Annotated in this window: 36 protein-coding genes and 1 rRNA gene; 3 read left to right on the top strand and 34 right to left on the bottom strand. The window is 31.7% G+C overall.

Annotated elements, in window-relative coordinates; genetic code table 11:
- Positions 1 to 43: 43 nt before the first annotated feature.
- The 3 genes from AVANS_RS00335 to AVANS_RS00325 all read right to left on the bottom strand — a co-directional run bounded on the left by AVANS_RS00335 (position 44) and on the right by AVANS_RS00325 (position 3,810).
- Positions 44 to 1,552 (bottom strand): 16S ribosomal RNA (locus tag AVANS_RS00335).
- 560 nt (positions 1,553 to 2,112) lie between these two features.
- Positions 2,113 to 2,532 carry a c-type cytochrome gene (locus AVANS_RS00330; RefSeq protein ID WP_239817692.1) on the bottom strand — a complete coding sequence of 140 codons (420 nt, stop codon included), beginning with the start codon at positions 2,530 to 2,532 and terminating at the stop codon, positions 2,113 to 2,115.
- 42 nt (positions 2,533 to 2,574) lie between these two features.
- On the bottom strand, positions 2,575 to 3,810 hold the full coding sequence (locus AVANS_RS00325) for a major outer membrane protein (protein WP_239817691.1): 1,236 nt from the start codon (positions 3,808 to 3,810) through the stop codon (positions 2,575 to 2,577).
- A 259-nt stretch (positions 3,811 to 4,069) separates the two neighbouring features.
- On the opposite strand from AVANS_RS00325, the gene AVANS_RS00320 reads away from it, so the two are divergent.
- Complete coding sequence (locus AVANS_RS00320) at positions 4,070 to 4,747, top strand: DNA alkylation repair protein (protein ID WP_239817690.1); 678 nt, start codon at positions 4,070 to 4,072, stop codon at positions 4,745 to 4,747.
- Positions 4,748 to 4,750: 3 nt separating this feature from the next.
- Here AVANS_RS00320 and AVANS_RS00315 read toward each other — a convergent pair whose 3' ends face one another.
- The 4 genes from AVANS_RS00315 to mqnE form a co-directional block, all read right to left on the bottom strand.
- Entirely contained in the window at positions 4,751 to 5,125 is a 375-nt protein-coding gene (locus AVANS_RS00315) for an HIT family protein (protein ID WP_239817689.1), read from the bottom strand.
- A complete protein-coding gene (locus AVANS_RS00310; RefSeq protein WP_239817688.1) occupies positions 5,122 to 5,562 on the bottom strand; it encodes a phosphoribosyltransferase family protein in 441 nt (146 codons plus the stop codon). Before AVANS_RS00310 ends, AVANS_RS00315 begins: the two co-directional genes overlap by 4 nt.
- A gap of 11 nt (positions 5,563 to 5,573) precedes the next feature.
- Entirely contained in the window at positions 5,574 to 6,923 is a 1,350-nt protein-coding gene (locus AVANS_RS00305) for an NCS2 family permease (RefSeq protein ID WP_239817687.1), read from the bottom strand.
- Positions 6,924 to 7,059: 136 nt separating this feature from the next.
- The gene (gene mqnE / locus AVANS_RS00300; protein WP_239817686.1) at positions 7,060 to 8,124 is read right to left on the bottom strand and encodes an aminofutalosine synthase MqnE; all 1,065 of its coding nucleotides are present in this window, start codon (positions 8,122 to 8,124) and stop codon (positions 7,060 to 7,062) included.
- A gap of 92 nt (positions 8,125 to 8,216) precedes the next feature.
- Here mqnE and glmS point away from each other — a divergent pair, with 92 nt between their 5' ends.
- Positions 8,217 to 9,995, top strand: a complete 1,779-nt coding sequence (glmS, locus tag AVANS_RS00295) for a glutamine--fructose-6-phosphate transaminase (isomerizing) (RefSeq protein WP_239817685.1) — start codon at positions 8,217 to 8,219, stop codon at positions 9,993 to 9,995.
- 48 nt (positions 9,996 to 10,043) lie between these two features.
- On the opposite strand, the gene AVANS_RS00290 is transcribed toward glmS, so the two are convergent.
- The 27 genes from AVANS_RS00290 to rpsJ all read right to left on the bottom strand — a co-directional run bounded on the left by AVANS_RS00290 (position 10,044) and on the right by rpsJ (position 23,012).
- Positions 10,044 to 10,424: a hypothetical protein gene (locus AVANS_RS00290; protein ID WP_239817684.1), complete on the bottom strand. Its 381-nt coding sequence runs from the start codon at positions 10,422 to 10,424 to the stop codon at positions 10,044 to 10,046.
- A 3-nt stretch (positions 10,425 to 10,427) separates the two neighbouring features.
- The gene (map, locus tag AVANS_RS00285) at positions 10,428 to 11,189 is read right to left on the bottom strand and encodes a type I methionyl aminopeptidase (RefSeq protein ID WP_239817683.1); all 762 of its coding nucleotides are present in this window, start codon (positions 11,187 to 11,189) and stop codon (positions 10,428 to 10,430) included.
- A 2-nt stretch (positions 11,190 to 11,191) separates the two neighbouring features.
- On the bottom strand, positions 11,192 to 11,476 hold the full coding sequence (locus AVANS_RS00280) for a hypothetical protein (RefSeq protein ID WP_239817682.1): 285 nt from the start codon (positions 11,474 to 11,476) through the stop codon (positions 11,192 to 11,194).
- The gene (locus AVANS_RS00275) at positions 11,470 to 12,072 is read right to left on the bottom strand and encodes an MBL fold metallo-hydrolase (protein WP_239817681.1); all 603 of its coding nucleotides are present in this window, start codon (positions 12,070 to 12,072) and stop codon (positions 11,470 to 11,472) included. The genes AVANS_RS00280 and AVANS_RS00275 overlap by 7 nt, the downstream gene beginning before the upstream one ends.
- On the bottom strand, positions 12,065 to 12,784 hold the full coding sequence (locus AVANS_RS00270) for an aspartate/glutamate racemase family protein (RefSeq protein ID WP_239817680.1): 720 nt from the start codon (positions 12,782 to 12,784) through the stop codon (positions 12,065 to 12,067). Before AVANS_RS00270 ends, AVANS_RS00275 begins: the two co-directional genes overlap by 8 nt.
- Entirely contained in the window at positions 12,774 to 13,376 is a 603-nt protein-coding gene (locus AVANS_RS00265; protein WP_239817679.1) for an NlpC/P60 family protein, read from the bottom strand. Before AVANS_RS00265 ends, AVANS_RS00270 begins: the two co-directional genes overlap by 11 nt.
- Entirely contained in the window at positions 13,373 to 14,635 is a 1,263-nt protein-coding gene (gene secY, locus AVANS_RS00260; RefSeq protein WP_239817678.1) for a preprotein translocase subunit SecY, read from the bottom strand. Before secY ends, AVANS_RS00265 begins: the two co-directional genes overlap by 4 nt.
- Positions 14,635 to 15,036, bottom strand: coding sequence for a 50S ribosomal protein L15 (gene rplO / locus AVANS_RS00255; RefSeq protein WP_239817677.1), 402 nt, complete (start codon positions 15,034 to 15,036; stop codon positions 14,635 to 14,637). Before rplO ends, secY begins: the two co-directional genes overlap by 1 nt.
- Positions 15,037 to 15,039: 3 nt before the next feature.
- Positions 15,040 to 15,483 carry a 30S ribosomal protein S5 gene (rpsE, locus tag AVANS_RS00250; RefSeq protein ID WP_214116067.1) on the bottom strand — a complete coding sequence of 148 codons (444 nt, stop codon included), beginning with the start codon at positions 15,481 to 15,483 and terminating at the stop codon, positions 15,040 to 15,042.
- Between the two features lie 9 nt (positions 15,484 to 15,492).
- Positions 15,493 to 15,849 (bottom strand): 50S ribosomal protein L18, encoded by a 357-nt coding sequence (rplR, locus tag AVANS_RS00245; RefSeq protein WP_239817676.1) that lies wholly within the window; start codon positions 15,847 to 15,849, stop codon positions 15,493 to 15,495.
- 10 nt (positions 15,850 to 15,859) lie between these two features.
- Complete coding sequence (rplF, locus tag AVANS_RS00240; protein ID WP_239817675.1) at positions 15,860 to 16,396, bottom strand: 50S ribosomal protein L6; 537 nt, start codon at positions 16,394 to 16,396, stop codon at positions 15,860 to 15,862.
- Between the two features lie 62 nt (positions 16,397 to 16,458).
- Positions 16,459 to 16,854 (bottom strand): 30S ribosomal protein S8, encoded by a 396-nt coding sequence (gene rpsH, locus AVANS_RS00235; RefSeq protein ID WP_239817674.1) that lies wholly within the window; start codon positions 16,852 to 16,854, stop codon positions 16,459 to 16,461.
- A 9-nt stretch (positions 16,855 to 16,863) separates the two neighbouring features.
- Entirely contained in the window at positions 16,864 to 17,049 is a 186-nt protein-coding gene (locus tag AVANS_RS00230; RefSeq protein WP_172234194.1) for a type Z 30S ribosomal protein S14, read from the bottom strand.
- A 1-nt stretch (position 17,050) separates the two neighbouring features.
- On the bottom strand, positions 17,051 to 17,596 hold the full coding sequence (gene rplE / locus AVANS_RS00225; RefSeq protein ID WP_239817673.1) for a 50S ribosomal protein L5: 546 nt from the start codon (positions 17,594 to 17,596) through the stop codon (positions 17,051 to 17,053).
- A gap of 1 nt (position 17,597) precedes the next feature.
- Positions 17,598 to 17,831 (bottom strand): 50S ribosomal protein L24, encoded by a 234-nt coding sequence (gene rplX, locus AVANS_RS00220; RefSeq protein WP_214116077.1) that lies wholly within the window; start codon positions 17,829 to 17,831, stop codon positions 17,598 to 17,600.
- Positions 17,831 to 18,199 (bottom strand): 50S ribosomal protein L14, encoded by a 369-nt coding sequence (gene rplN, locus AVANS_RS00215; RefSeq protein ID WP_214116086.1) that lies wholly within the window; start codon positions 18,197 to 18,199, stop codon positions 17,831 to 17,833. Before rplN ends, rplX begins: the two co-directional genes overlap by 1 nt.
- On the bottom strand, positions 18,199 to 18,450 hold the full coding sequence (rpsQ, locus tag AVANS_RS00210) for a 30S ribosomal protein S17 (RefSeq protein ID WP_239817672.1): 252 nt from the start codon (positions 18,448 to 18,450) through the stop codon (positions 18,199 to 18,201). The genes rplN and rpsQ overlap by 1 nt, the downstream gene beginning before the upstream one ends.
- Positions 18,451 to 18,460: 10 nt before the next feature.
- Positions 18,461 to 18,646 (bottom strand): 50S ribosomal protein L29, encoded by a 186-nt coding sequence (gene rpmC, locus AVANS_RS00205; RefSeq protein ID WP_239817671.1) that lies wholly within the window; start codon positions 18,644 to 18,646, stop codon positions 18,461 to 18,463.
- Positions 18,633 to 19,058 (bottom strand): 50S ribosomal protein L16, encoded by a 426-nt coding sequence (gene rplP, locus AVANS_RS00200; protein WP_214116091.1) that lies wholly within the window; start codon positions 19,056 to 19,058, stop codon positions 18,633 to 18,635. Before rplP ends, rpmC begins: the two co-directional genes overlap by 14 nt.
- A gap of 2 nt (positions 19,059 to 19,060) precedes the next feature.
- Positions 19,061 to 19,759, bottom strand: a complete 699-nt coding sequence (rpsC, locus tag AVANS_RS00195) for a 30S ribosomal protein S3 (protein ID WP_239817670.1) — start codon at positions 19,757 to 19,759, stop codon at positions 19,061 to 19,063.
- Position 19,760: 1 nt separating this feature from the next.
- On the bottom strand, positions 19,761 to 20,099 hold the full coding sequence (rplV, locus tag AVANS_RS00190) for a 50S ribosomal protein L22 (RefSeq protein WP_214116095.1): 339 nt from the start codon (positions 20,097 to 20,099) through the stop codon (positions 19,761 to 19,763).
- A 10-nt stretch (positions 20,100 to 20,109) separates the two neighbouring features.
- Positions 20,110 to 20,391 (bottom strand): 30S ribosomal protein S19, encoded by a 282-nt coding sequence (rpsS, locus tag AVANS_RS00185; protein ID WP_214116097.1) that lies wholly within the window; start codon positions 20,389 to 20,391, stop codon positions 20,110 to 20,112.
- Between the two features lies 1 nt (position 20,392).
- Complete coding sequence (rplB, locus tag AVANS_RS00180) at positions 20,393 to 21,223, bottom strand: 50S ribosomal protein L2 (RefSeq protein WP_239817669.1); 831 nt, start codon at positions 21,221 to 21,223, stop codon at positions 20,393 to 20,395.
- Position 21,224: 1 nt separating this feature from the next.
- The gene (locus tag AVANS_RS00175; RefSeq protein ID WP_239817668.1) at positions 21,225 to 21,506 is read right to left on the bottom strand and encodes a 50S ribosomal protein L23; all 282 of its coding nucleotides are present in this window, start codon (positions 21,504 to 21,506) and stop codon (positions 21,225 to 21,227) included.
- Position 21,507: 1 nt separating this feature from the next.
- Positions 21,508 to 22,119 (bottom strand): 50S ribosomal protein L4, encoded by a 612-nt coding sequence (rplD, locus tag AVANS_RS00170; protein WP_239817667.1) that lies wholly within the window; start codon positions 22,117 to 22,119, stop codon positions 21,508 to 21,510.
- On the bottom strand, positions 22,116 to 22,691 hold the full coding sequence (gene rplC, locus AVANS_RS00165) for a 50S ribosomal protein L3 (protein ID WP_239817666.1): 576 nt from the start codon (positions 22,689 to 22,691) through the stop codon (positions 22,116 to 22,118). The genes rplD and rplC overlap by 4 nt, the downstream gene beginning before the upstream one ends.
- A 9-nt stretch (positions 22,692 to 22,700) precedes the next feature.
- Positions 22,701 to 23,012 carry a 30S ribosomal protein S10 gene (gene rpsJ / locus AVANS_RS00160; protein WP_214116107.1) on the bottom strand — a complete coding sequence of 104 codons (312 nt, stop codon included), beginning with the start codon at positions 23,010 to 23,012 and terminating at the stop codon, positions 22,701 to 22,703.
- 379 nt (positions 23,013 to 23,391) lie between these two features.
- Here rpsJ and AVANS_RS00155 point away from each other — a divergent pair, with 379 nt between their 5' ends.
- On the top strand, positions 23,392 to 24,921 hold the full coding sequence (locus AVANS_RS00155) for a sodium:solute symporter family protein (protein WP_239817665.1): 1,530 nt from the start codon (positions 23,392 to 23,394) through the stop codon (positions 24,919 to 24,921).
- Positions 24,922 to 24,952: the final 31 nt, after the last annotated feature.

The following is a 24,952-nucleotide window of genomic DNA, read 5'->3' as shown; positions in this document are numbered from 1 at the left end:
TATTATCTACTCTTTAGTGTGAGTTAAAGAGTGTGTACTCTAGAAAGGAGGTGATCCAACCGCAGGTTCTCCTACGGTTACCTTGTTACGACTTCACCCCAGTCGCTGATTTTGCTGTGGGCGGTAACTAGTTTAGTATTCCGACTTAAAGCACAATCAACTCCCATGGTGTGACGGGCGGTGAGTACAAGACCCGGGAACGTATTCACCGTAACATAGCTGATTTACGATTACTAGCGATTCCGGCTTCATGCTCTCGAGTTGCAGAGAACAATCCGAACTAAGACATATTTTATAGATTTGCTCCACCTCGCGGTATTGCTTCTCATTGTATATGCCATTGTAGCACGTGTGTAGCCCTGGGCATAAGGGCCATGATGACTTGACGTCGTCCACACCTTCCTCCTCCTTGCGAAGGCAGTCTATTTAGAGTGCTCAGCCGAACTGTTAGCAACTAAATACGTGGGTTGCGCTCGTTGCGGGACTTAACCCAACATCTCACGACACGAGCTGACGACAGCCGTGCAGCACCTGTCTCTAAGTTCTAGCAAGCTAGCACCCTCTTATCTCTAAAAGGTTCTTAGGATATCAAGCCCAGGTAAGGTTCTTCGCGTATCTTCGAATTAAACCACATGCTCCACCGCTTGTGCGGGTCCCCGTCTATTCCTTTGAGTTTTAATCTTGCGACCGTACTCCCCAGGCGGTATGCTTAATCCGTTAGGTGCATTACTAAAATGACTAGCATTCTAATAACTAGCATACATCGTTTAGGGCGTGGACTACCAGGGTATCTAATCCTGTTTGCTCCCCACGCTTTCGCGCCTTAGCGTCAGTTAAGTTCTAGCAGATCGCTTTCGCAATTGGCATTCTTAGTAATATCTACGGATTTTACCCCTACACTACTAATTCCATCTGCCTCTCCCTTACTCTAGAATAGCAGTTTTGAATGCAGTTTAATGGTTAAGCCATTAGATTTCACATCCAACTTACTACTCCGCCTACGCGCCCTTTACGCCCAGTGATTCCGAGTAACGCTTGCACCCTCCGTATTACCGCGGCTGCTGGCACGGAGTTAGCCGGTGCTTATTCTTACAATACAGTCAGTATTCTTCTTGTAAAAAAGGAGTTTACGCTCCGAAAAGTGTCATCCTCCACGCGGCGTTGCTGCTTCAGGGTTTCCCCCATTGAGCAATATTCCCCACTGCTGCCTCCCGTAGGAGTCTGGACCGTGTCTCAGTTCCAGTGTGTCTGATCATCCTCTAAGACCAGATATGCGTCATAGCCTTGGTAAGCCATTACCTTACCAACTAGCTGATACAATATAGCCCTATCCCTTACCGAAAAACTTTCCCGCCCTAACTTATGTTAGAGCGGAGTATAGAGTATTAGCAGTCGTTTCCAACTGTTGTCCTCTTGTAAGGGGCAAGTTAGCTATACATTACTCACCCGTGCGCCACTAATCCGTCTAGCAAGCTAGACTTCATCGTTCGACTTGCATGTGTTAGGCACGCCGCCAGCGTTCACTCTGAGCCAGGATCAAACTCTCCATAATTTAAATGATTATTTTTTAATTTTAAAAAATTAAAAAATAAATAAAATAATGAAGTGAATGATTTAAAACTTAATATAAATATTTAAAAGTTTTAAATGGCTCTTGATCACTTGTTTAGATATCAAAGATTGACGTTGAAATAATTGATATATTTAAAATTAACAATAAAACTATTTAAAAATAACAAGTTTGATAACCTGAAGTTATGCAAACGAAAGCCTGAATTATATACATCAAAACTTAAAGTATTCTTAAACATAGAAAAAATTTTTAAAAAAATTGAAAAAAATGAAAATTAGTGAAAAAGTTTTTAACTTATTTGAAATGGACTAGTGGTAATTGATTGTTGAAAATACTTGGGAAATAAGGGTTTAGTGGGGTTTATAGTCGGTAGGGATTTATATGTGAAGTTTATAATATAAATAATTATGAAAAATTAAATTCCTGTTTTAAATTCTTTTAGATAGTTTTATTTTTAGTGGTGTGGTTAGAAAAATGGTTTATGTTTAAAGAATTTGGGATAGGAATTTTAAAATATTAAAATATCTAAAATTTTAGATTTATTCTAAATATAAATTATCTTGAGTTTTTTTACTAGGCTCTGCATTTTTAGAATTTGGTAATTCTAAATTGTTTTCACCTTTAATATAAGAGATAATATTATCCATATCTTTATTTGAAAGTTTTTTTGCATATCTTTGCATAGCAAATCTTGTCTTGCCTCCAAAATCTCTATCATTTTTATATGATTTTAACATTGATTTTAGTGTTGATGCAGAGAAAGATGTTAAAGCACTAAAAGTTCCACTTGATTTTTCACCTAAATCACCATGACAAACATTACATTTATAAGTATTTATAAAAAGCTCTTTACCTAATTTTGAATCGGTATTGTCAAAAGTGTAATTTAATAAAGAATCAGTGTTTAGTTTGGCATTCAGTGATAAAGTAAGTGGTAATAAAAATATAATCTTTTTCATAATTAAATCTTTAAAAAGCTAGGCTTAAAGCCTAGCAATTAATTAAAATGTATATTTAGCTTCGAATCTAATTAAATTCTCTTTCTTTTTATCTACCTTTGTAGCATTGCCTGTTTCATCAAGAACAATAGCATCTTTTGTTTGACCATAAGCATAGAAAGTTGAGAATTTTAACTTGTCGCTGTATTTATATGATAATTGTGGTTTAACTTCAAATAATTTTTCTTTATCTTCGCCAACTTTATTGGTTCCGTTAATAATATCTACAGCAAATCTTACGTCTTCAAATGTGTAGCCGATAGTTCCAAAAACATAGTCTTTTTTACCAAAACCACCTTGATAACCCTTCATAGCGAACTCGCCGTAGTTTATTAATTGACCACTATCTTCAACTGAGTTAAGAGTCCATTTATCTTTCTTACCAAAGCCAGCATAACCAACATTGAAGTCTAAACCGAACGCATCAAAACCAGCTTCGATAGCATAGAAATTACCGTTCGTAGCTGAATCGCCTTTTCTGTCTTTCTTAAGGCTATTACCTGCATATTGAGCATGAATATTGTATGCGAAATCATCTTTGTCACCTAAAGCAACATTGAAATCTACTGCATAGAATGTTCCCCAGCTAGCCATATTTGAAACCCATAATTGAGCTGCTACTGGATCAAAATTAGCTATAGCCGCAATACCATATAGGTTCTTAGCAGAATGTCCAGCTAGTACTTTTCCATTTTCATCTTTTAAAATTTTACCTTCATGTTTTAATGGTAAAAAGAAATCGCCATCTTTATTATAATTATCAAAAGCGTAAGCTGCTAAAGTTACGTTTTCGATGCTGTTGTTTACTACTTTTAATCCTGTTCCTAACAGGTCATCTGTCCAAATTGAACCGATTTCCATTCTACCGAACATAAATGAAGTATCAAAGTTTGTATAAGTTAAGTAAGCATCTCTTACTGCAAATGTTTTAGTATCATCTAAAAATGCATTCTTACCATATGATAGATCTGCATTTGAATATTGGAATAATGCTGTAGCTTTAAAATTGTCAGCAATGTCAGCACCAAATTTTAATTGTGCTTTATATTTGTGTCCACTTTCATTTTCTTTATTAGAAACATTACCAGTTGTAGTTTTTTCGCCTGTAGTTTCATATCTGTATCTTAACATTCCTGATAAGTCTACATTTTGGATAGCTTCATCTAAAGCAACTGCGTTCGCAAATGAGAACGAACCTGCAGCAACAACTGCTGCTAAACTTAATTTAACTAATTTCATTTTTTCTCCTTTTTTGTAAAAATGTGAATGAATAGTAGCATAAAATTTGAAAATTAAGCTTAAAGTTAAATAAATTTTTTAAAAAATGTAATTTGAATTATCTTTAAAAGGAGAAAATCCCTTGATTTTTCAAGGGATTTTATAAAACTCTTAAGGAGTAAAAAACTAGTCTAAGTTGCGTAGATTTTAAAAGAGCTTAGTTAATACTTAGTAAAAGTAATTATAGTAATATAATTAATGCCATTTGGAGGTTTAAATAATGAATATAGAAGAGTTTTTAATAAATAATACTGATAAAATATATAAAGATTATTGTGAAAAATCAATTTTTACGAAATATAAAATATATGGAGTAAAAAATAATAAACTTAAAAAAATTGCTAAAAACATAGTAAAAGCAGGAAAAGAAAAAGAAATTCTTGATAATTTTGACTTTAAAAGCTTTGAAGAAATTCAATTATATATCTATGTTTTAAATATGATTGATGATTTTGAAATGATTGTTAATTACTTAGATAAACTACTAGACATTATAGATAATTGGAGTAATTGTGATAGCATTAAACCTAATGCTTTTGTTGATAATATGGAAAAAATAAAAAAATGTATAGAAAAATGGCTTAATTCAAATCATATTTATAAAATAAGATTTGCGATAATTTGCTGTATTAGGTATTTTTATGATGATTACGAAATGCTTAAGAAAGTAATCAATCTTAAAAGCAATGAGTATTATATAAATATTGCAAAAGCTTGGTATATAACTGAATGTTTAGGTGAAAACTTTGAAGTAAGCTTTGAAGTTTTAAAAGAAAATATACCAGATAAAGCTACTTTAAGTCTAATGAATCAAAAAGTAGGATATAGCATGAAAATAAGTCAAGATAATAAAATAAGGCTAAAGGAATTAAAAAAGATAAAAAAGAATTTGAAATAGGAATTAAATTCCTAATTCAAATTCCGATAATTTTTGAGCTAAAATACTACAAAATTCATTAAAATTAGTTCTATAATTTTTAAGCTCGTTTTGTTGTTTGCCCCACATGCATTCAGGATAAAATCCATCATCGCTAAATCTAGCCATTACATGCCAGTGAGCTTTAGGCAAGTAGTTTGCAAATGATGCATGATTAATCTTAATAGGATTATAAAATTCAATCATAATTTGCTCTATAAACATAGCGAGCTTAAAGATTTTTAAACTTGTTTCATAATCATTGCTTAATTCTTTATATTCATCTTTTGCATGTATTTCTAGCCATGGGATATTACTCTCATGGCTTTTTATATAGCAAAAATTATTTTCATAAATCACGCTTCAAAATCCCAGAAGAAATTAATCCATTCTTTAGCTTCTTTAACACAAAACTCAGGCTTAATTATCGCACTTGGTTTATAAAAAATAACTGCAAGTTTTATTTCTAAATGCGGATACATTTCTAATAGCTTTTTCTTAATAGCGTCAAGACTTTCGCCGCTATCTACAATATCATCAATTAATAAAACTTTTTTAGCTTTACTTAAATCAGGAATGTTTGTAATTTCAATTGTATCAAGCTTTTTTTGTCCATCATAATGAATGCTATTTAATACAAAAGCATTTCTACTCTTTAACGCAGTTGAAAGTGCGTGAGTAAGCGTTAAGCCACCACGAGCAACCCCTACAAAAGCATCAGGATTAAACTCATCTTTAATGCGTTTTGCAAATGGCTCAAAGTCATTTTTAAATTCATCATAAGTATATTTATACATAATTTTACCTTTTAATTAAATTTCATAAATTGTAGCAAGAATACTGCCATACAAATAATTGTGATTACGATTATACCAGCACTTAGCTTATTAAATTCTTTTCTTAACAATCTAACTAAAACATAAGAAATAAAGCCAAAAGCAATACCTGTTGTAATAGAATAAGTAAATGGCATCATAATAACAGTAAAGAAAGTTGCAACACTATTAGCAGGGTCTTTAAAATCAATGCGACTAACTTCCATAAACATTAAAATTCCAACCATTATTAAAATAGGATAAATTGCATTTACAGGAATTGCTTGAAAGAATGGTAAGAAAAATATACATAAACAAAACATTAAAGCCAAGAAAATATTACTAAGTCCAGTTCTAGCACCACTTTCTACACCCGCACTACTCTCGACAAAAGCCGTAGCAGTAGAAGTTCCTATAACAGCACCTATGCAAGTTCCTGCAGCATCTGCTATCATTGTTTTTCCTAATTTTTTGTCCCCACTATCATCAAAGCTTCCATCTGCTCTTTTTTTGTTTTCAAATATTCCACCCCTAATTCCTGCGCCAGTAATTGTTCCTATGCTATCAAATAATTGAGTTACAAAAAGTGTCATAACAGCAGGTAAAACCGATAAACTTAAAGCACTTAAAATATCAAGTTTTGCAAAAATACTCATAAGCCCATCTTTTTCACTAAAGTTTGGGATTGCTACAAATTCACTCGGTAACTTTGCTCCACCTATGCCAAAAGTCCATGCAATAATACTTCCTATTAAAACTGCTAAAATAAAACCTGCTTTAATTTTCCACGCCCAAAAGCAAACAATTAAAAATAAAACAAATAAACAAAACAGCACATTAGGGTCAGCAAAATTACCTATTTTTAGAAGTGTTACAGGATCAGCTGCAACAATGTGAGCTTGATTCATTCCCATAAAAGCAAGAAAACATCCGATACCAGCACTAATAGCACGGCGAAAGTCTTCAGGAATACTCTTTAGAATAAAAATACGAAAATTTGTAAACGATAATACTAAAAATATAAAACCACTTATAAAAACAGCCCCCAAGGCAGTTTCTACTGGAATTCCTTGCCCTTTACACATTGAGAATGTAAAAAATACATTAAGTCCCATGCCTGTACTCATTGCAATTGGTGTATTTGCAAAAAGTCCTGTAAAAGCTGTTGCAATTATTGTAACTAAAGCTGTTGCTAGCATTAAAGCTTCTACACTAAGCCCTGTATTGCTTACTATGAAAGCATTTGTTGGAATAATATAAAGCATTGATAAAAATGTTGCTAACGCACCATTAAACTCGTTTTTAACACTTGTGTTATTCTCTTTTAACTTAAAAAAGTCCATTTTTTTCCTTTATTAAAAAATAATTCGCATAAAGCACCTAAATTTGAAATAAATAAAAGTAAAAAGAATTGTTAGCTCATAGATAAGTCCTTTGAATGGTGTTATTGATTTTGATGTTTAAAACTTTTGTTTTCAATCAATATTCCTTGATTTCATTGTATAAACTATCTCTTTCTATTGGAATTAAATTTGATGTTTTGATATTATCTATGAAGTCTTGCAGAGTAATACCATTCGCACTTTTTGCACCGCCAGCACTTTGAATATTTTCTTTTTCAATTGTGCCATCTAGGTCGTTTGCTCCGTATTCTTGTGCTACCATTGCTAGATTTAGCCCTAAAGTAGCCCAATAAGCCTTAATATGAGCGATATTGTCTAAAACTAATCTTGCTATTGCAATAGTTTTTAATATCTCAACACTTCCTAACGGCTTTAAGTCTTTTAAAAATGAATTATCTTTTTGCCAAACAAGTGGAATAAAAGCATTAAAACCTTTGCTAATATCTTGCTGATGTCTTAATCTTAGCATATGGTCAATTCTATTTTCACGACTTTCTATGTGTCCAAAAAGCATTGTTGCATTACTTTGTTTTCCTTTTTGATGCCATAGCCCATGAATTTTAAGCCAATCTGTTGAACTTACTTTGCTAGCACAAAGCTCGTTTCTGACTTTCTCATCAAAAATTTCAGCACCGCCACCTGGCATAGAATCAACTCCAAATTCTAACATTTTCTCAATTACTGCGTTAAAATCACCATTGAAAAAACTTTTTGCAATGAAATTAATCTCCGCAGCTGTCATGGCTTTGATGTGTAAGTGTGGGTATTTGTCTTTAATCTTTTTGAAAATTTCAAAATACCACTCCCAACCACCTTTTTTGTTATGAGCTGAAACTATATGGATTTCTTTCGTTCCACGAGTAACGGTATCATCAACTATTTTTAAGATTTCTTCGTGGGTTAGATGATATGGATTTGGATTGTGTCTATGAGCTGAAAACGCACAAAAGGCACAAGTATCAACACACATATTTGTAGGATTAATGTGGCGATTACAATTAAAATAAACTTTTTTTCCGTGAAGTTTTAATCTCTTTTTATTAGCGTAAAATCCTAAGACTTGCAAATCTAAATCGTATAATTTGTAGCAATTTTCTTCGCTTAATCTTTTTCCTTCTTCTAACGCTTCTAAAATATCCATTTACCATCCTTAAAAAAGAAAAACGATTATATTTATCTTTGTTTAACAACTTACTATAAATTAGCATAATTTTTATATTTAAAGGATAAAAAATGTGCGGAATAGTCGGTTATTTAGGACAATTAGAAAAAAAAGAAATTATTTTAAAAGGCTTAAAAGAGCTTGAATATCGTGGATATGATAGTGCTGGAATGGCGATTTTAGAAAACAATGAGCTAAACTTCTATAAAAAAGCAGGAAAACTAGAAAATCTAGCTAATTTTATGAATGATTTAAGCTTTAATAAAGAAGGCGTTGCGATAGGTCATACTCGTTGGGCAACTCATGGAAAACCTGATGATATAAACTCTCATCCACATTATGGAGAATATTCTTGTGTAATTCACAATGGAATTATTGAAAACTACAAAGAAATAAAAGAAGAATTAAAAAATATTAATTTTAATTCGCAAACCGATACCGAAGTTATCGTGCATTTATTTGAAAAATATGCAAAAGATTTAGAACCACAAAAAGCCTTTAGCGAAGTTGTTAAAAAGCTTGATGGTGCTTTTGCTATCTTATTAATTACAAAAAAAGCTCCTAATACTATATTTTTCGCAAAGAAAAATGCTCCTTTAATAATAGGTTTAGGTGAAAAAGCTGATGAGTTTTATTTAGCATCTTGCGATGCTCCTTTGGTTGGAGTATGCAAAAAAGTAGCGTATTTAAATGATGGAGATTTTGGCTATATAAATAAAAGTGGCATACATTTATTAAATGGCTCGGTTGAGTTTAAAGAACTAAGTTGTGATAAAGAAAGTGCTTTAAAAGATGGCTTTGATACCTTTATGGAAAAAGAAATCTACGAGCAAAGCCAAATCGTGCAAAACATATTAATAGGAAGAATTGCAAACGATAAAGTAAGTTTTGATGAGCTAAAGAATTTGAATCAGGAATTTAGCAAAATCATAATTTGTGCTTGTGGCACAAGCTATCATGCAGCACTTGCTATGAGTTATTATTATGAAAGAGAGGCTTTAATTGAATGTCGTGTAGAAATCGCTAGTGAGTTTAGATACAAAAAAGGCTTTTTAGATAAAAATGCTTTATTTGTTTGTATTTCACAAAGTGGCGAAACAGCCGATACACTAGAAGCACTAAAAATAGCAAAAAATGCAGGGCTTAAGACCTTAGCATTATGTAATGTTGATAATTCAAGCATAGCAAGAAGTGCTGATTATTGTATTTTAATTCGTGCAGGAATTGAAAAAAGTGTTGCAAGTACAAAGGCCTTTTGTGCTCAAATGCTAAACCTATGGCTACTAGCTCTATATTTAAATAAAAATAAAGATTTAAATATAACAAAAGAACTTGAAGCGATAAAAAATTTATCAAATGTTTTAAAGGTAAATAAACAAACCCACGATAAACTAAAACGCTTAAGCAAACGCTATTTACACGGACACGGCTTTTTCTTTATAGGTAGAGATTTATTCTATCCGCTTGCACTTGAAGCTGCACTAAAATTAAAAGAAATTAGCTATATGCACGCAGAAGGCTACGCAGCAGGTGAGATGAAGCATGGTCCTATTGCACTTGCTGATAGTGAATTATTCACAATCGCATTTATGCCAAAAAATATTCTTTATGATAAAACTCGTTCAAATGTTTTAGAATTAAGTGCAAGAGATGCAAATATTTTAGCAATTTCTCCTATTGAGTTTGTTGAAGCAGATGATTTTATAAAAACAAGCGAACAAGAGCATTATCTAAGCGAGTTTTTTGAAATGATGGTAATTATGCAATTATTTGCACTAGAAATCACAAATCGTGTTGGTGCAAATGTTGATATGCCAAGAAACTTAGCAAAAAGTGTAACGGTTGAATAAAGAATTTGAATTAGGAAATTAAAAATCCTAATTCAAATTCCAAGACTTTTAAGAATTAGCAGTATTTAAATGATTTATTATTTCATCAATGCTATTTTTATGAAAATTTTTTAATTTTATATTTGAATAAAATCTACCATTGGCTTTAATTTTTAAGCAATTTCTTTTTCTTTTATAACTTTTAATATCGCTTAGTTTTATATTTTTTGTAAAAAATATAAAACTTATTGCTATTCCACCATCATACAAAACAACTTCAGTTATAGGCATATCATAAATATATATTATGAGTAAAATTAAGAAAAATATGCCTAAATAAATAAAGCCTGCTTTAAAAACTCCTTGTGTTATTGCAATGATCAAAGCAATAAATACAAAATATAAAACATTGCTAAAATCTAATTTAGGCTTAATTGTTTTTATATCCATAAATTACTCATCAATTGATAAAATCTCAGCTCTTCCATTTACAATAGCTACGCAATGCTCGTAATGAGCTGTGTTTAAGCCGTCCATTGAGGCTGTTTCCCACATTCCTTTTAGATTTTTTGGTCTTCCGTCTTTTTGACAAATCATAGGCTCTATGCAAAATACCATTCCGTTTTTAATCTTTGGACCATTTTTTATACTATCATTTGGATGCAAATAGTTTGGGATTTCAGGCTCAGCGTGTGGTTTTCTACCGATTCCATGTCCGCAAAACCCTTCTAATGGAACAAAACCACGAGAGCGAATAAAATCTTCTAAAATCTTGCTAAGTTCTTTAAATCTCATACCTTCTTTAATCTGGCTAATTGCATTTAATAGGCAATCTTTACTGCAAGCAATTAATTCTTCATCTTTTTTTGAGATTTTTCCAACTGCATAAGTTCTTGCAGCATCGCCATAATATCCATCTATAAAAGTTCCAACATCGCAACCTACAATATCGCCTTCTTTTAAAATCCTATCATCAGGAATTCCATGAATACAAGTTTCGTTAAGACTTACGCAAATTGCACCTGGAAAGCCATAAAGACCTTTAAATGCTGGTTTTGCACCAAGGCTTAAAATATAATTTTCGGCTGCTTTATCTATTTCTTTTAAAGAAATTCCTGGTTTTATTATAGTTTGTAAATAATCTAGCGTTTTTGCAACCATTTTATTTGCAACTCTTAATTTTTCTATTTCTATTGGTTTTTTTATTTCTATCATTTCTATTCCTTTTTAACTTTATAACCTAAAAATACAAGCACTAATGCTAAGAATAATTGAAAGGCATTATCTTTATTAAATCCTACATAGTCTAACATTAATCCATTAATTACAAATACAGCAATGCTAGTATAAATCAATAATTTGCTTAAAAATCCACTTTTTGCAAGCCTTGTGCAAGGGCATCTTCTGCCGATTTTTGCTATTGTTTCATTTTTTGGAGAATTTTTTTGAAAAAACCATGCCATTGAACCAAAAAATATAAGTATATAAATAAAAATTAGCATTGTTTAATATATCTTATCCAAGAATCAAAATGCGGTTTTTCTAAACTAACTTTTGTTTGATTTCCATGACCTGGAAGTAAATAAAAATCATCTTTTAAAGATTTTGCTTTTTCTAGACTTTTTACCATATCATCAGCATTTGAAAACTCAAAATCCCATCTTCCTATGCTTCTTTCAAATAAAAAATCGCCACTAAAATAAAGATTATCAAATTCTATTATAGAACAACCCGGCGTGTGTCCTGCAAAATGATGAAAGGTAAATTTTAAACCATTAAAAACTAATTCTTCTTTATCGCCAACAGCAATTGAAATATCATTACTGCTTAAATAGCCACTGCCATCATCTTCAAGCATAAAAATATCATCTTTTGGAGTATAAATGGGAGCTTGAAATTCATTTGCTACTAATTTATTATCCCATATATGATCATAATGTCCGTGAGTGTTTAAAATAGCTACAACTTTTTTAGATTTTGCTTTTATAAATTCTAATGCTCCTTTACCTGGGTCAATCACAATATCGCCTAATTCATGCTTTACTATATAGCAATTTGTAGCGTATTCACCACAAGGTTTAACTAAAATATCATACATTTTTAATCCTTTCATAAAAATCTTGAAGTATTTTAATGTCTTTACTTGCTTTAAAGTCAATCTTAATTCCGAATTCAAATTCTTCTTTGCAATATTCATTTTTCATCGTAGTTGCTAGGATTTTTGCAGGGTCTAATAAATTTGCTTTAGGAAAATAAGCTTTAAACTCTTTTTCTAAAAACGGATAATGAGTGCAAGCATAAAGTATATTTTCATAATCATTTTTTTGAAAATACTCTGCAAAATATTCGCTTGATTTTGAATATTGCATACTTTCTACTATTGGAACAAAAGAAATTGGGCTTATAAAATCTGCTTTTATATTGTATTTTTCACAAGCTCTTTGATATATACCTGAATTAATAGTAGCCTTTGTTGCAACTACTAAGGTGTTTTGATTATTTGCTATTTTACTAAGTCCTAAAATACCATAATCACTAATAGGCAAAACCTTTGTATTTACATTAAGTTCGTTTAAAATTGAACTAACTGTGTTACAAGCTAGTATTATTAAATCTACATTTAAACTTGTTAAATAATCAATAGCGTTCTGACCTATTATTAAAATCTCTTCTTTGCTTTTTGTTCCAAAAGGGACATTTTTATTATCAGCATAATATATTATTTCTTTTGCGATTTTGTTTTTTACTAATAAATCTAAAGTTCCAAGACCACCTACTCCACTATCAAATATGGCTATTTTATTTAGCATTTACATACCTTCTTGCTTCTATGTATCTAGTATTCCAATATCTTACATTAAGGCTTTGAATTCTTGTTCCGCCTTTTGAAGATAAGTGTATGAAATTATTATTTTCAAGATATATTCCAACATGTAAACCAAAAGGGCCATCAGTCTTAAAAAACAATAAATCTCCTACTTTTAGCTTAGATTTTGAAACTTTTTCTCCGCCTAGTCTTTGATATTTTGTAGTTCTTTCTAAATTAATACCATAAACATTTTTATAAATATCTTGTGTAAAAGAAGAACAATCAGCACCTTTATTCTTATTCGTTCCGCCTAATTTATATGGAGTATAACGCCAAGAATGAGCTGCTATTAATATTTTTTCAATCATTTTATTTGGATTTTTTGTAAGCTCTAGGTTTAATTTAGAATCATAAATTGCATTTGGCTCAAACATTTGAGCTGGATAATTTGCATAAATCTCATCTATTAAAATTATATTATCTTGTTTAAAACTATTAATTTCTTCATATTCTAAATCGGCTATATTTTGCGAACAAGACGCAAAAAATATAGCCAAAAAAATCGGCAAAAATATTTGCCTATTAATTATCATAAGCCTACTGCACTTAAGGTTTGGTATTTATTCACATACATTTGAGCTTCAATTTTTCTCATAGTATCAAGTGCTACTTGAACAACAATTAAAACTGATGTTCCACCAAAATAAAATGGAACTCCCATAAATTTAGCTAAAAGCCAAGGTAAAGTAGCGATAATTGCTAAATAAATTGAACCGCTTAATGTCAAACGACTTGCAATTTCGTTTAAATAAAGAGCTGTTCCTTCGCCTGGGCGAATACCAGGAATAAAACCACCTTGTTTTTTTAGGTTTTCTGAAATATCTTTTGCATTAAATGCGATTGATGCATAAAAATAAGCAAAAAAGATAACAAAAAAGAATGTAAATATATGAAATACATAGCCATTTGGATTGAAAATATCATTAAATTTCATAATATATTCATTTGTGCTTGATTGTAAAACCGTTGCAGGAAATGTCAAAATAGCACTAGCAAAAATCGGAGGGATAACACCACTAAGATTTAGCTTTATAGGAATATAGTTCATAATTCTTTTGTTTTGATTTTGCATTAAAACTTTTCTGCTGTATGAAATAGGAATTCTTCTTTCACCTAATTCAACATAAATAATAGCACCAATTGCTGCAATAATAACTAAGGCAATTCCGATTACTACTAAGAAGTTTAACTCGCCTGTATTTACAAGATTTATTGTGCTAGAAATTGCACTTGGAATTCCAGAAACAATACCAGCAAAAATAATTAATGAAATACCATTGCCTATACCTCTTTGAGTAATTTGCTCACCTAACCACATAAGCAACATAGTTCCAGCTAACATACTAGCAGCGCTTAAAGCTATAAATGTATTAAAATCAATCATAATAGCTGCTTCACCTGTTCTTGAGTGTAAGCTTTGAAGCCCTACTGAAACCCCAACACTTTGAATTAGAGTGATAACAATAGTTGCTACACGAATAATTTGCATATACTTCACCATTCCATCACGCTCTTTTTTCATACGACCGATATTTGGGAATGTTGCTGCAAGTAATTCCATAATAATTGATGAAGTTATGTAAGGCATTATGCCTAAAGATATGATTGAAAGTCTTTCAGCAGCTTTACCGCTAAACATATTAAACATACCTAAAGCATTGTTTGTATTTGATTCAAAAAATTCTTTAATTACATCTACATTCACACCAGGAACTGGCACGTATGCCAGTATCCTGTAAGCAAATAAAAGCGCCAATGTTATAAAAATTTTATTGGCAAGATTTTTATTCATTATTTACTTCCGCTAGTTTTAATGTTTTCGTCTTTAATTTTTGATGCTAATGAATTAGCACTTGCACCTATTAATTTAATTTTCTTAACACTTGAAGAAAATCTGTGAACACTTTTAATGCTCTCAAATGTAATTTCTTTAAGTTCTTTAATAGCTACAATTTTTTCAACATTAATTACATAAGGTTTTTCAAACTTAGAAGTAAAACCAACTTTTGGCAATCTTCTTTGTAATGGTTGTTGACCACCTTCAAAACCTCTTTTTTCATTATAACCTTTTCTAGCTGTTTGACCTTTACCACCTTTTGTAGCAGTTTTTCCCCAGCCTGAACCTTGACCACGGCCTATTCTTTTTGTTTTATGAGTAGAGCCAGCTGCTTTTTGTAAATTTTCAAGTCCCATTTTTTATCCTTTCAACATACTTAAAGCTTTGATTGTAGCTCTTACAACGTTGCCTGGGTTTGATGAACCAAGTGATTTTGTAAGAATATCTTTAATACCTGCAAGTTCAATGATAGGACGGCTAGAGCCACCTGCGATAACTCCAGTACCTTCGCTAGCAGGCTTTAATAAAATACGGCTTGCATTGTATTTTACTTCAATATCGTGTGGAATTGTTTGGCCACGAAGTTTAACTGAGATAATGTTTTTAAATGCATCATCAACTGCTTTTTTAATAGCATCAGGAACTTCTTTAGCTTTACCATAGCCAACACCTACAAGACCATTTTTATTACCAACAATTACAAGTGCTGTAAATCTAAAGCGGCGACCACCTTTAACAACCTTTGTAACTCTACCGATATCAACAATTACTTCTTCAAATTCTTCTCTATTATATTTTTCCATAATTTATCCTTATAGTTTGATACCGTTTTCTCTTAAAGCATCAGCAAAAGCTGCTACAACACCATGGTATAAATAACCATTTCTATCAAAAACCGCTTCTTCAACTTTGATTGCTTTTAAGTTTTTAGCAAATTCAGCTGCTAATTTTTTAGCACCTTCAATATTTGCTTTAATACCTAATTTTTTACCATTTGCACTAGCAATTGTATGTGCTTTAACATCATCAATAGCTTGAACATAAAGTGTTCTATTTGATTTAAAAATAGATACTCTTGGTAAAGTTGCACAACCATTAATTTTTGCACGAATTCTCTTTTTTCTCTTAATTCTAAGAGATAATTTTCTTTTTAAGATATTTGCTCTCATTACTTATCCCTTACTTCTTAGATGTTTTACCAGCTTTGCGAATAATACGCTCATCTGAATACTTAATACCTTTACCTTTATAAGGCTCTGGTGGTCTGAATTCACGAATTTTAGCTGCAACTTGACCTACTACTTGCTTATCAGCGCCTGTAATAACAATAGTATTTTTCTCAACTGCTATTTCAATACCTTCTGGAGCATCAAAAATTACTGGGTGTGAAAAACCTAAAGCCATTTCTAAAGTTTTACCTTTCATAGCAGCTTTATAACCAACACCGTTGATTTCTAATACTTTTTTAAATCCTTGTGTAAGGCCTATTACGATATTGTTTGCTAAAGCCCTATATGTTCCCCAATAAGCTCTTGAGCTTCTATCATCACTTTTTGGTGTAAATACAACTTGATTATCTTTTACTTCAACATTTACATGCCCTTTAAAATCAAGTTCTTTTTTTACATTACCTTTTGTGAATGTAAGAACATTGCCATCTACTTTAGCAGAAATTCCAGCTGGAATTTCAATTGGTTGTTTTCCTATTCTTGACATATTTTTCCTTTTTATTTGTCTAGGGAAAGCTTAAGCTTTCCGAATGCCATAAAAAGCATTAATTACCAAATAGTGCAAAGTACTTCGCCACCGATGCCTTCTTTATAAGCAACTTCATTGCTTAAAACACCCTTGCTAGTACTTACAACTATTGTTCCATAACCGTTTTTAAATCTTTTGATTTCATCTTTTCCACGGTAAACTCTACGACCAGGTTTGCTAACACGCTTAATTTCATTAATAACGCTTCTGCCTTTTTCATCATATTTTAAAACTACATTGATGAATTTTTTCTTATCTTCTTCTACAACGCTATAATCTTCAATATAACCCTTAGCTTTAAAAATATCAACAATTGACTCTACAACTCTTGAGTGTAAAAGTTTTGTTGTATCTAATCTGCGAAGAGCTGCATTTCTAATACGAGTTAGTGAATCTGAAATTAAATCATTAATCATAACTTCTCCTTACCAGCTAGCTTTCTTAAGACCAGGAATTAATCCTTCATTAGCCATTTTTCTTAGGCACACACGGCAAATTCCAAAATCTCTATACACAGAGTGTGGACGACCACAAATTTGGCATCTTGTATAAGCTCTAACTTTAAATTTAGCTGGACGAGCAGCTTTTGCTATCATTGATTTTTTTGCCATATTACTTTCCTTTTGTGAAAGGCACACCAAATAATTCTAATAATCTTAGTGCCTCTTTATCGCTATTTGCTGTTGTAACAACATTGATATTCATACCATGAGTTCTTAAAATTTGGTCATATACAACTTCTGGGAACATTAATTGTTCATTTAAACCAAAGCTATAATTTCCACGACCATCAAAACCATCACGGCTTAAACCTCTAAAGTCTTTAACTCTTGGTAATGCAATAGAAATTAACTTATCTAAGAATGCATACATATTGTCTTTTCTTAAAGTTACCATTACACCAACAGGAAAGCCATCTCTTACTTTAAAACCAGCAACTGATTTTTTAGCTTTAGTAACAACTGCTTTTTGACCTGAAATTAAACTAATTGTATCAACAATGCTTTGTAAAACTTTTTGGTCTTTTGTGAATTCTGCACTTAAACCAACGCTAATAACAATTTTTTCAATAGCAGGAATTAACATAGGATTTTTAATATCAAATTCCTTAGCAATTGCAGGCTTAATGCTATTAACATATTTTTCTTTTAATCTCATATTATGCCTCCACCTTAGCTACATTTGAAATATCCATAGGCATTTCCTTATTTACAAAACCACCTTGTGGGTTTTGCTCGCTAGGTTTTACTGCTTTTTTAGCAATTTTGCAACCTTCAACGATTACTTGATTTTTCTTAGGAAAAACTGCCTTTACAACACCTGTTTTACCTTTATCATCACCTGCGATAATTTTTACATTATCACCTTTTTTAATTTTAAATTTAACAGCCATTATAAAACCTCCGGAGCTAGTGAAACAATTTTCATAAAGCCACCATATCTTACTTCTCTACCAACTGGCCCAAAAATACGAGTTCCAACTGGCTCTCTCTTAGCATCTAAAATAACTGCCGCATTTTCATCAAAACGAATTAATGAGCCGTTTTCTCTTTGAACTTCTTTTTTAGTTCTTACGATTACAGCCTTAACTACTTGACCTTTTTTAATTTTACCATTTGGTAAAGCTTTTTTAACAGATGCAACGATTACATCACCTACGGTAGCATATCTTCTTTTACTACCACCTAATACTTTTATACACATAATTTCTTTTGCGCCGCTATTGTCAGCAACTACAAGCCTTGTAAAACTTTGTATCATTACTCAACTCCTGCTGCTAAAATTGTTTTAAGACGAAAAGACTTGCGTTTTGACATTGGTCTGCATTCAATCGCAACAACTGTATCACCAACGTTAGCAGTATTTTTTTCATCATGAACTAAATATTTTTTAAAGCGTTTTACGATTTTTCTATATCTAGGATGAACAACTTTGCGTTCTACTAAAACGCTAACTGTTTTATCTCCTGATTTTGAAACGATTACGCCTTGTATTTCTCTTTTAAAACTCATTATTAGCCCCTTATTTCATAGCTGATATTGCTGTGTTAATTCTTGCAATATCCTTTTTAACTACACGAAGCTCATTTGTATTTGTAAGCTGCATCGTTTTAAGCTTTTGTTTTAGTGTAAATAAAAGCAACTTTTTTTCTTTTAACATAGCATTTAATTCTTCTGCTGTTTTATCTTTTAGCTCAGTATATTTCATTTTCACTCTCTCTTGTAACGAACTTAGTTTTAAATGGTAATTTACTCATAGCAAGTGCAAGAGCTTCTCTAGCCATATCTTCACTAACGCCTGTCATTTCAAAAAGAATTCTGCCTGGTTGAATATTCATTACCCATTCTTCAACACTACCTTTACCTTTACCCATTCTCGTTTCTAATGGTTTTTTAGTTAAAGGTTTATCTGGGAATACTCTTATCCATGATTTACCTTGTCTTTTAACATGACGAGTTAGAGCAATACGTGCTGCTTCAATTTGGCGTGAATTAACTCTACCACCCTCAGTAGCTTTTAAAGCATAATCACCAAGAGCAAGTTTTGTGCCACGGCAAGCATAGCCACGATTGCGGCCTTTCATCATTTTTCTAAATTTTGTTCTCTTTGGCATCAACATAATTATTTACCTCTTCTGGTTCTTCTTGTCTTCTTTGCTGCTGGCTCTTCAGTTTTATCAGCTTGAACACCTTTATGTAATACCTCACCTTTGAAAATCCATACTTTAATACCTATATTTCCATAAGTTGTATGAGCTTCTGCAAAACCATAATCAATTTTTGCTCTTAAAGTATGTAAAGGCACACGACCTTCAAGATACCACTCAGTTCTAGCCATTTCAGCACCACCTAAACGACCTGCAACACTAACTTTAATACCTTTTGCTCCTGCTTTTTGTGCATTTTGAATAACTTTTTTCATCGCACGGCGGAATGCAACACGCTTTTCAAGTTGAGTTGCAACACTTTCAGCTGCTAATTGAGCTGATGCGTTAGCACGACGCTCTTCTTTAATGTTAAGATTTACTTCTTTATTGATAATTTTTTGTAGTTTTGTTTTAATTACTTCAACATCGCTACCTTTTTTACCAATAATAATTCCAGGACGAGCTGCAACTACAGTAACTCTTAATTTCTTAGCAGTTCTTTCAATTATAATTTGACTAACTCCTGCATAGTATAGCTCTTTTTTAAGAAAAACACGGATTTTATAATCTTCGCCTATGCTTTGTGCTAAACTAGCTTTAGCTGGAAACCATCTTGATTCCCAATTTCTATTAATTCCTAGTCTAAGACCTATCGGATTTACTTTTTGTCCCATTTTAGCTTTCCTTACTTTCAGTTTTTGCTCTACTTACTTCAACCATAATATGAGCAGTTGGTTTTCTAATGCGACTTGCACTTCCTCTAGCTCTTGGTCTAATTCTCTTAAGCACAGCACCAGCATCAACACGGCATGAACTTACTACTACTTCGCTTGGCTCATATCCACCATTTGCAACAGCACTTGAAATTGCATTAGAAATGTATTTTGCTGCTTTATTTGGCATGAATTTTAAACTTGCCATTGCTAATTCAGCATTCATTCCTTGAACTTCTCTTGCTAATAATCTTGCTTTAGTTGGTGATAGTCTTATGAATTTAATTAATGCTTTACTCATTTACTACCCCTTACTTTCCAATTTTCTTTTGCACTGAGCCTTTGTGGCCTTTGAATGTGCGAGTTGGTGCAAATTCACCTAATTTATAACCTATGTGATTTTCAGTTACATACACAGGAATAAAGCTTTTACCATTATGAACGTTAAATGTAAGACCGATCATATCAGGAGTAATAGTGCTTCTTCTTGACCAAGTTTTAATTGGTTTATTATCGTTAGCTTTTTTTGCTGCGATAACTTTTTTCATAACATGAGAATCAACAAAAGGACCTTTTTTTAATGATCTAGCCATCTTACTTTCCTTTTCTTCTTGATATTATTAGCTTATCGCTAGCCTTTTTACGGCGAGTCTTAGCACCTTTAGTTGGTTTACCCCAAGGTGTAACTGGGTGACGACCTGAGTTTTTCTTACCCTCACCACCACCATGTGGGTGATCTACTGGGTTCATTGCGCTACCACGAGTTTGTGGGCGAATACCTCTATGTCTATTGCGACCTGCTTTACCTATTGTAACGTTAGCCCAATCTTCGTTACCAACTTCACCAATACTAGCCATACATTCTGCTAATACTCTTCTCATTTCACCTGATTGAAGACGAACGATTACGTATTTTTCTTCTTTACCCATTAATTGAGCAAAAGAACCTGCAGAACGAATCATTTGACCACCTTTACCTGGTTTTAATTCTAGGTTGTGAATGATTGTACCAACAGGAATTGATTTTAATTTCATAGCATTTCCTGGCTTAATATCTAAACCTTCATCTGCTGAACATACAATATCGCCTACTGTTAAACCACGAGGTTGGATAATATATCTTTTTTCACCATCTTTATAAGCGATTAATGCAATACGGCAATTTCTGTATGGGTCATACTCGATAGCCTCTACACGACCTTCAATTCCAAATTTATTTCTTTTGAAATCAATAATACGATATAGTTTTTTTGCACCTGCTTCTTTATGGCGGCTTGTGATTCTTCCGTTATTATTTCTACCTGCTGCAGCTGGAAGTTTTACAAGTAATGAGCGAACGCTAGCTTTTGCTGTAATATCATCGCTACTTACACCTGTAATATAACGTCTGCTTGGGGTATATGGTTTATAAGTTTTAATAGCCATCTTAGCCTTCCTTATTTTCTAAACTAGCACCCTCAGGTAGCTTTACATAAAACTTTTTAAAGTCACTTCTTTGACCTTCTAGTCCTCTAAATCTCTTTACTTTTCCATCCATTCTTAATGAATTGATTTTTAAAGGAACTATGCCAAAATATTCTCTTAACACTTGCTTTAGACCATTTTTAGTCATTTTAGGACTAGCTTGGATAACTACCACGCCACCTTCTTGAAGGCCTAAAGTTTTTTCTGTATAAACTATATTTTTTATATCTGTGATATCAGCCATCTTAGCCCTCTTTCGTAATTGATGCTAAAGCATCTTTTTCAATAATTACAGAATTAAATATACTTAATAAATAAGCATTTACTTCAGTAATATCAACAACATAACAATTAGCAAGATTTCTAAATGCTAATAATGTTTTTTCATCTAATAATGACTTAACAATTAAAGCATCTTTAACACCTATTTTATTAATCATAGCTCTTGCATCTTTTGTTTTACCACTTTCAATAACTATATTATCTACTGCAAATAAAGCGTTTGCATTAGCTTTGTCTGCTAAAGCTCTTTCAAATGCTAATCTTTTTTGCTTTTTATTTACTTTTTGAAAATAGTTTCTATTGTTTGTTGGACCAAATGCAACTGCACCACCTACCCATACGTTAGTTCTTGTTGAACCTGCACGAGCACCACCGCGACCTTTTTGTCTCCATGGTTTTTTACCACCACCGCTAACTTCGCTTCTACCTTTGGTATGAGCTGTATTTGCTCTCATGCTAGCTTGGTATGATTTAACATATAAATAAAGGTTATGAGGATTTACTTCAGCGTATCTTGCTGGTAAATCAAGCTCGCTAGCTTTTTCAAATTTATCGTTTAATACGCATACTTTCATTTTACAATCCTTACTTTACCCATTGCACCATTATAACCTGCAACGCTTCCTTTTAATACTAAAATACCATTTTCAGCATCAAATGAAACAACTTCATTTTTAACAGTAACTAATTCATTACCAAAATGACCTGCCATTTTGCGTCCTTTTTGAACACGACCTGGCCACTCACGGTTACCTATTGAACCTGAGCGTCTGTGAAAACGGCTACCATGACTTGCTGGACCACCTGCAAATCCGTGTCTTTTAACAACACCAGCATAACCTCTACCTTTTGAGTTGAAGCTTACTTTTAAAACTTTTGCTTCAGCTAAAGGTGTAGTATCAATGTCACCTGCTTCTGTATTTGCTACTTCTAAACTAGCAAATTTGTTAAACTCTGCACTTAGGCTGTATTTTTTTTGCTGACCTGCGATGCACTTGTTTTGGTGTTTACCTTGTGCGTATGCAACGATAGCTTTACCATCTTTAAGTTCGCAAACTTTAGTTTGAACTAACTTAAGTAGTGTTACAGGAGTGCTAGAGGTGTTAATTGTTCTACTCATTCCGATTTTTTCAACAATATATTCCATACTCTATCCTTACTTGCCCATTGCACGAACTTCAACATTAACTTCTGGTGCCAAATCAAGCTTTGTTAAGCTATCAACGGTATCAGTAGTAGCAGCCAAAATATCAATCATACGAGCGTGAATTCTCATTTCAAATTGTTCTCTTGAATCTTTATTGATGTGCGGAGATCTTAAAACGGTATAACGCTTTATTTTTGTAGGCATTGGTACTGGACCTCTAATTTCAGCACCAGTTCTCTTAACGGCTTCAACAATTGCCGCAACTGTACGATCTAGAACCCTGTGGTCATAAGCTTTTAACTTTAACCTAATTCTTTCCATTTTTTTTCCTTTTAAAAGAACTCGTTGGCATTTAAGCCAACCCATTAAAGAACATGTGATAAGTATCACAAAAACTAAAATAGGTTCGCAAGTGTATTTAATATAAGTTTACTTGTCAAGAAAAAAATAATTTTTTACTTATTTTTATCTCTTTAAAAAAGATAATAAATATAATTTAAATTACTTTATCTTATTTCTTATATAAATATATTTAAAAATTTACATTCTTTTAAGTTTTAAAATTATAAAATTAAATAATTTTTTTAATTTTATATTAAGGAATTAATATGCTTGAATTGTTTTATGCTTTGTTTTCAGGTATTTGCTTAATTTGTTGTGGTGTTTTAATGTATATGAAATTATCTGAAGAAGAAAAACAATGAATATTATAAGCTTACTTGTCTTAATCTCTTTTATTTTATTTTTAATACTATCTTATTTTCTTTCAAAAAGAACTAAAAATTTAGATGACTTTTTTGTTGCAGGTAGAAATGCAAATACATTATTTTTAACAGGCACAGTTTTTGCAAGTATGTTATCTACAAATGGTTTTATGGGTGATTGTGCTTGGGTATATGATGGTCACTTTATATCACTAATAGTAATAAATACCATGTGTGCTTGTGGATATATCCTAGGTTCTTTATTTTTTGGACGATACTTAAGGGCTAGTAAAGTAAAAACTCTTCCTGAATTTTTTTATTTAGTGTTTCAAGAACATAAGTTTGCAAAATATTTAAGAATGTGTTCAGCTTTTGTAGTTTGTTTTAGCATGTTTGCTTATCTTATTTCAGTTATGCAAGGTGTTAGTATATTATTAGAAAGCTTAACTGATTTTAGCAAAACAACAAGCTTAATTGCAGGTTTTGTTATAATTTTAGCTTTTGTAAGTCTTAGTGGTTCTAATGGAGCAATTATTAGCGATACACTTATGTGTATTATGTTTTTAAGCGTTACTATTATTGCTGCATTTTATATCTTCAATACTATTGAAAATCCTTTTATTGCAATGAAACAACTTGCAATTACAAAACCAGAAACATTAAAAGCTCCGAACGAATTATCTTATGTATTAACCATGGGAATTATTTGGTGTATAACCATAGCTATTTCTCCTTGGCAAGCAGGTAGAAATTTAATGGCTAAGAACGAACACGTAATTTTTAGAACAAGCGTATTATCTGCAATTTTAACAGTTTATTTTCTAGGAATTTTATACCTATTAGTAATAGTTATTAAATACAGTGGAATTGTTATTGATACAAGCGAAAAAGTAGTAATCATTTCTGCTTTAGAACAAATGCCACCTATTTTAGGCGCTATGTTAATAACAGGCATAGTTCAAGCAGGAATTAGTTCTGCTATGACTTTTTTAGCTGTTATTGGCTTTAGTTTTAGCGAAGATATAATAGGACAAATCAGCAAAAAAGAAAAAACTGATAAGCAAAAACTAATATTATGCAGAATAATCATATTAAGTGTATGTATTTTATGCTTTATAATTAATACCTTTGAATTAGCAAGTATTAGAATAATCGCTTGGTTTGCAAGCACTATAATAGCAGCTAGTTGGATAGTAAGCGTTATAGGTATTTTATATATCAAAAATTACGGAATAAAATCAGCTTTAGCATCTCAAATCAGTGGGTTTTTAACTTATGTAATTATTAGATTTTTAAATGAGCTAAACTTAATTACTTATGAAGCATTTTTTTGCTCTATATTATCTAGTCTAATCTTTGGAATTATGTTTTTAGAAAAAAATTCTAATAAAAATTTAAATTTTATGTCTATTAAATTAGAAAAAACCGAATACAAAAAAACTAAATTATATGCCCTATTATTAATATTTTCAGGTATTTTATTATCTTCATTATTGCTTAAATATTATTCTTCATTATTTAATTAAATATTTATATCAATATATCTTTAAGTTTCAA

The organism is Campylobacter sp. RM5004, from assembly GCF_022369455.1.
In the GTDB taxonomy this organism is placed as follows: Bacteria; Campylobacterota; Campylobacteria; order Campylobacterales; family Campylobacteraceae; genus Campylobacter_E.
The sequence above is the reverse complement of the archived record's forward strand: the minus strand, read 5'-3'. Positions and strand labels throughout refer to the sequence as shown.

Bases quoted from the DNA above. Each gene is read 5' to 3' on its own strand.
- AVANS_RS00330 (WP_239817692.1), bottom strand. From the start codon at position 2,532: ATGAAAAAGATTATATTTTTATTACCACTTACTTTATCACTGAATGCC.
- AVANS_RS00325 (WP_239817691.1), bottom strand. From the start codon at position 3,810: ATGAAATTAGTTAAATTAAGTTTAGCAGCAGTTGTTGCTGCAGGTTCG.
- AVANS_RS00320 (WP_239817690.1), top strand. From the start codon at position 4,070: ATGAATATAGAAGAGTTTTTAATAAATAATACTGATAAAATATATAAA.
- AVANS_RS00310 (WP_239817688.1), bottom strand. From the start codon at position 5,562: ATGTATAAATATACTTATGATGAATTTAAAAATGACTTTGAGCCATTT.
- AVANS_RS00305 (WP_239817687.1), bottom strand. From the start codon at position 6,923: ATGGACTTTTTTAAGTTAAAAGAGAATAACACAAGTGTTAAAAACGAG.
- mqnE (WP_239817686.1), bottom strand. From the start codon at position 8,124: ATGGATATTTTAGAAGCGTTAGAAGAAGGAAAAAGATTAAGCGAAGAA.
- glmS (WP_239817685.1), top strand. From the start codon at position 8,217: ATGTGCGGAATAGTCGGTTATTTAGGACAATTAGAAAAAAAAGAAATT.
- AVANS_RS00290 (WP_239817684.1), bottom strand. From the start codon at position 10,424: ATGGATATAAAAACAATTAAGCCTAAATTAGATTTTAGCAATGTTTTA.
- map (WP_239817683.1), bottom strand. From the start codon at position 11,189: ATGATAGAAATAAAAAAACCAATAGAAATAGAAAAATTAAGAGTTGCA.
- AVANS_RS00280 (WP_239817682.1), bottom strand. From the start codon at position 11,476: ATGCTAATTTTTATTTATATACTTATATTTTTTGGTTCAATGGCATGG.
- AVANS_RS00275 (WP_239817681.1), bottom strand. From the start codon at position 12,072: ATGTATGATATTTTAGTTAAACCTTGTGGTGAATACGCTACAAATTGC.
- AVANS_RS00270 (WP_239817680.1), bottom strand. From the start codon at position 12,784: ATGCTAAATAAAATAGCCATATTTGATAGTGGAGTAGGTGGTCTTGGA.
- AVANS_RS00265 (WP_239817679.1), bottom strand. From the start codon at position 13,376: ATGATAATTAATAGGCAAATATTTTTGCCGATTTTTTTGGCTATATTT.
- secY (WP_239817678.1), bottom strand. From the start codon at position 14,635: ATGAATAAAAATCTTGCCAATAAAATTTTTATAACATTGGCGCTTTTA.
- rplO (WP_239817677.1), bottom strand. From the start codon at position 15,036: ATGGGACTTGAAAATTTACAAAAAGCAGCTGGCTCTACTCATAAAACA.
- rpsE (WP_214116067.1), bottom strand. From the start codon at position 15,483: ATGGAAAAATATAATAGAGAAGAATTTGAAGAAGTAATTGTTGATATC.
- rplR (WP_239817676.1), bottom strand. From the start codon at position 15,849: ATGAGAGCAAATATCTTAAAAAGAAAATTATCTCTTAGAATTAAGAGA.
- rplF (WP_239817675.1), bottom strand. From the start codon at position 16,396: ATGTCAAGAATAGGAAAACAACCAATTGAAATTCCAGCTGGAATTTCT.
- rpsH (WP_239817674.1), bottom strand. From the start codon at position 16,854: ATGATTAATGATTTAATTTCAGATTCACTAACTCGTATTAGAAATGCA.
- AVANS_RS00230 (WP_172234194.1), bottom strand. From the start codon at position 17,049: ATGGCAAAAAAATCAATGATAGCAAAAGCTGCTCGTCCAGCTAAATTT.
- rplE (WP_239817673.1), bottom strand. From the start codon at position 17,596: ATGAGATTAAAAGAAAAATATGTTAATAGCATTAAGCCTGCAATTGCT.
- rplX (WP_214116077.1), bottom strand. From the start codon at position 17,831: ATGGCTGTTAAATTTAAAATTAAAAAAGGTGATAATGTAAAAATTATC.
- rplN (WP_214116086.1), bottom strand. From the start codon at position 18,199: ATGATACAAAGTTTTACAAGGCTTGTAGTTGCTGACAATAGCGGCGCA.
- rpsQ (WP_239817672.1), bottom strand. From the start codon at position 18,450: ATGAGTTTTAAAAGAGAAATACAAGGCGTAATCGTTTCAAAATCAGGA.
- rpmC (WP_239817671.1), bottom strand. From the start codon at position 18,646: ATGAAATATACTGAGCTAAAAGATAAAACAGCAGAAGAATTAAATGCT.
- rplP (WP_214116091.1), bottom strand. From the start codon at position 19,058: ATGTTGATGCCAAAGAGAACAAAATTTAGAAAAATGATGAAAGGCCGC.
- rpsC (WP_239817670.1), bottom strand. From the start codon at position 19,759: ATGGGACAAAAAGTAAATCCGATAGGTCTTAGACTAGGAATTAATAGA.
- rplV (WP_214116095.1), bottom strand. From the start codon at position 20,099: ATGAGTAAAGCATTAATTAAATTCATAAGACTATCACCAACTAAAGCA.
- rpsS (WP_214116097.1), bottom strand. From the start codon at position 20,391: ATGGCTAGATCATTAAAAAAAGGTCCTTTTGTTGATTCTCATGTTATG.
- rplB (WP_239817669.1), bottom strand. From the start codon at position 21,223: ATGGCTATTAAAACTTATAAACCATATACCCCAAGCAGACGTTATATT.
- AVANS_RS00175 (WP_239817668.1), bottom strand. From the start codon at position 21,506: ATGGCTGATATCACAGATATAAAAAATATAGTTTATACAGAAAAAACT.
- rplD (WP_239817667.1), bottom strand. From the start codon at position 22,119: ATGAAAGTATGCGTATTAAACGATAAATTTGAAAAAGCTAGCGAGCTT.
- rplC (WP_239817666.1), bottom strand. From the start codon at position 22,691: ATGGAATATATTGTTGAAAAAATCGGAATGAGTAGAACAATTAACACC.
- rpsJ (WP_214116107.1), bottom strand. From the start codon at position 23,012: ATGGAAAGAATTAGGTTAAAGTTAAAAGCTTATGACCACAGGGTTCTA.
- AVANS_RS00155 (WP_239817665.1), top strand. From the start codon at position 23,392: ATGAATATTATAAGCTTACTTGTCTTAATCTCTTTTATTTTATTTTTA.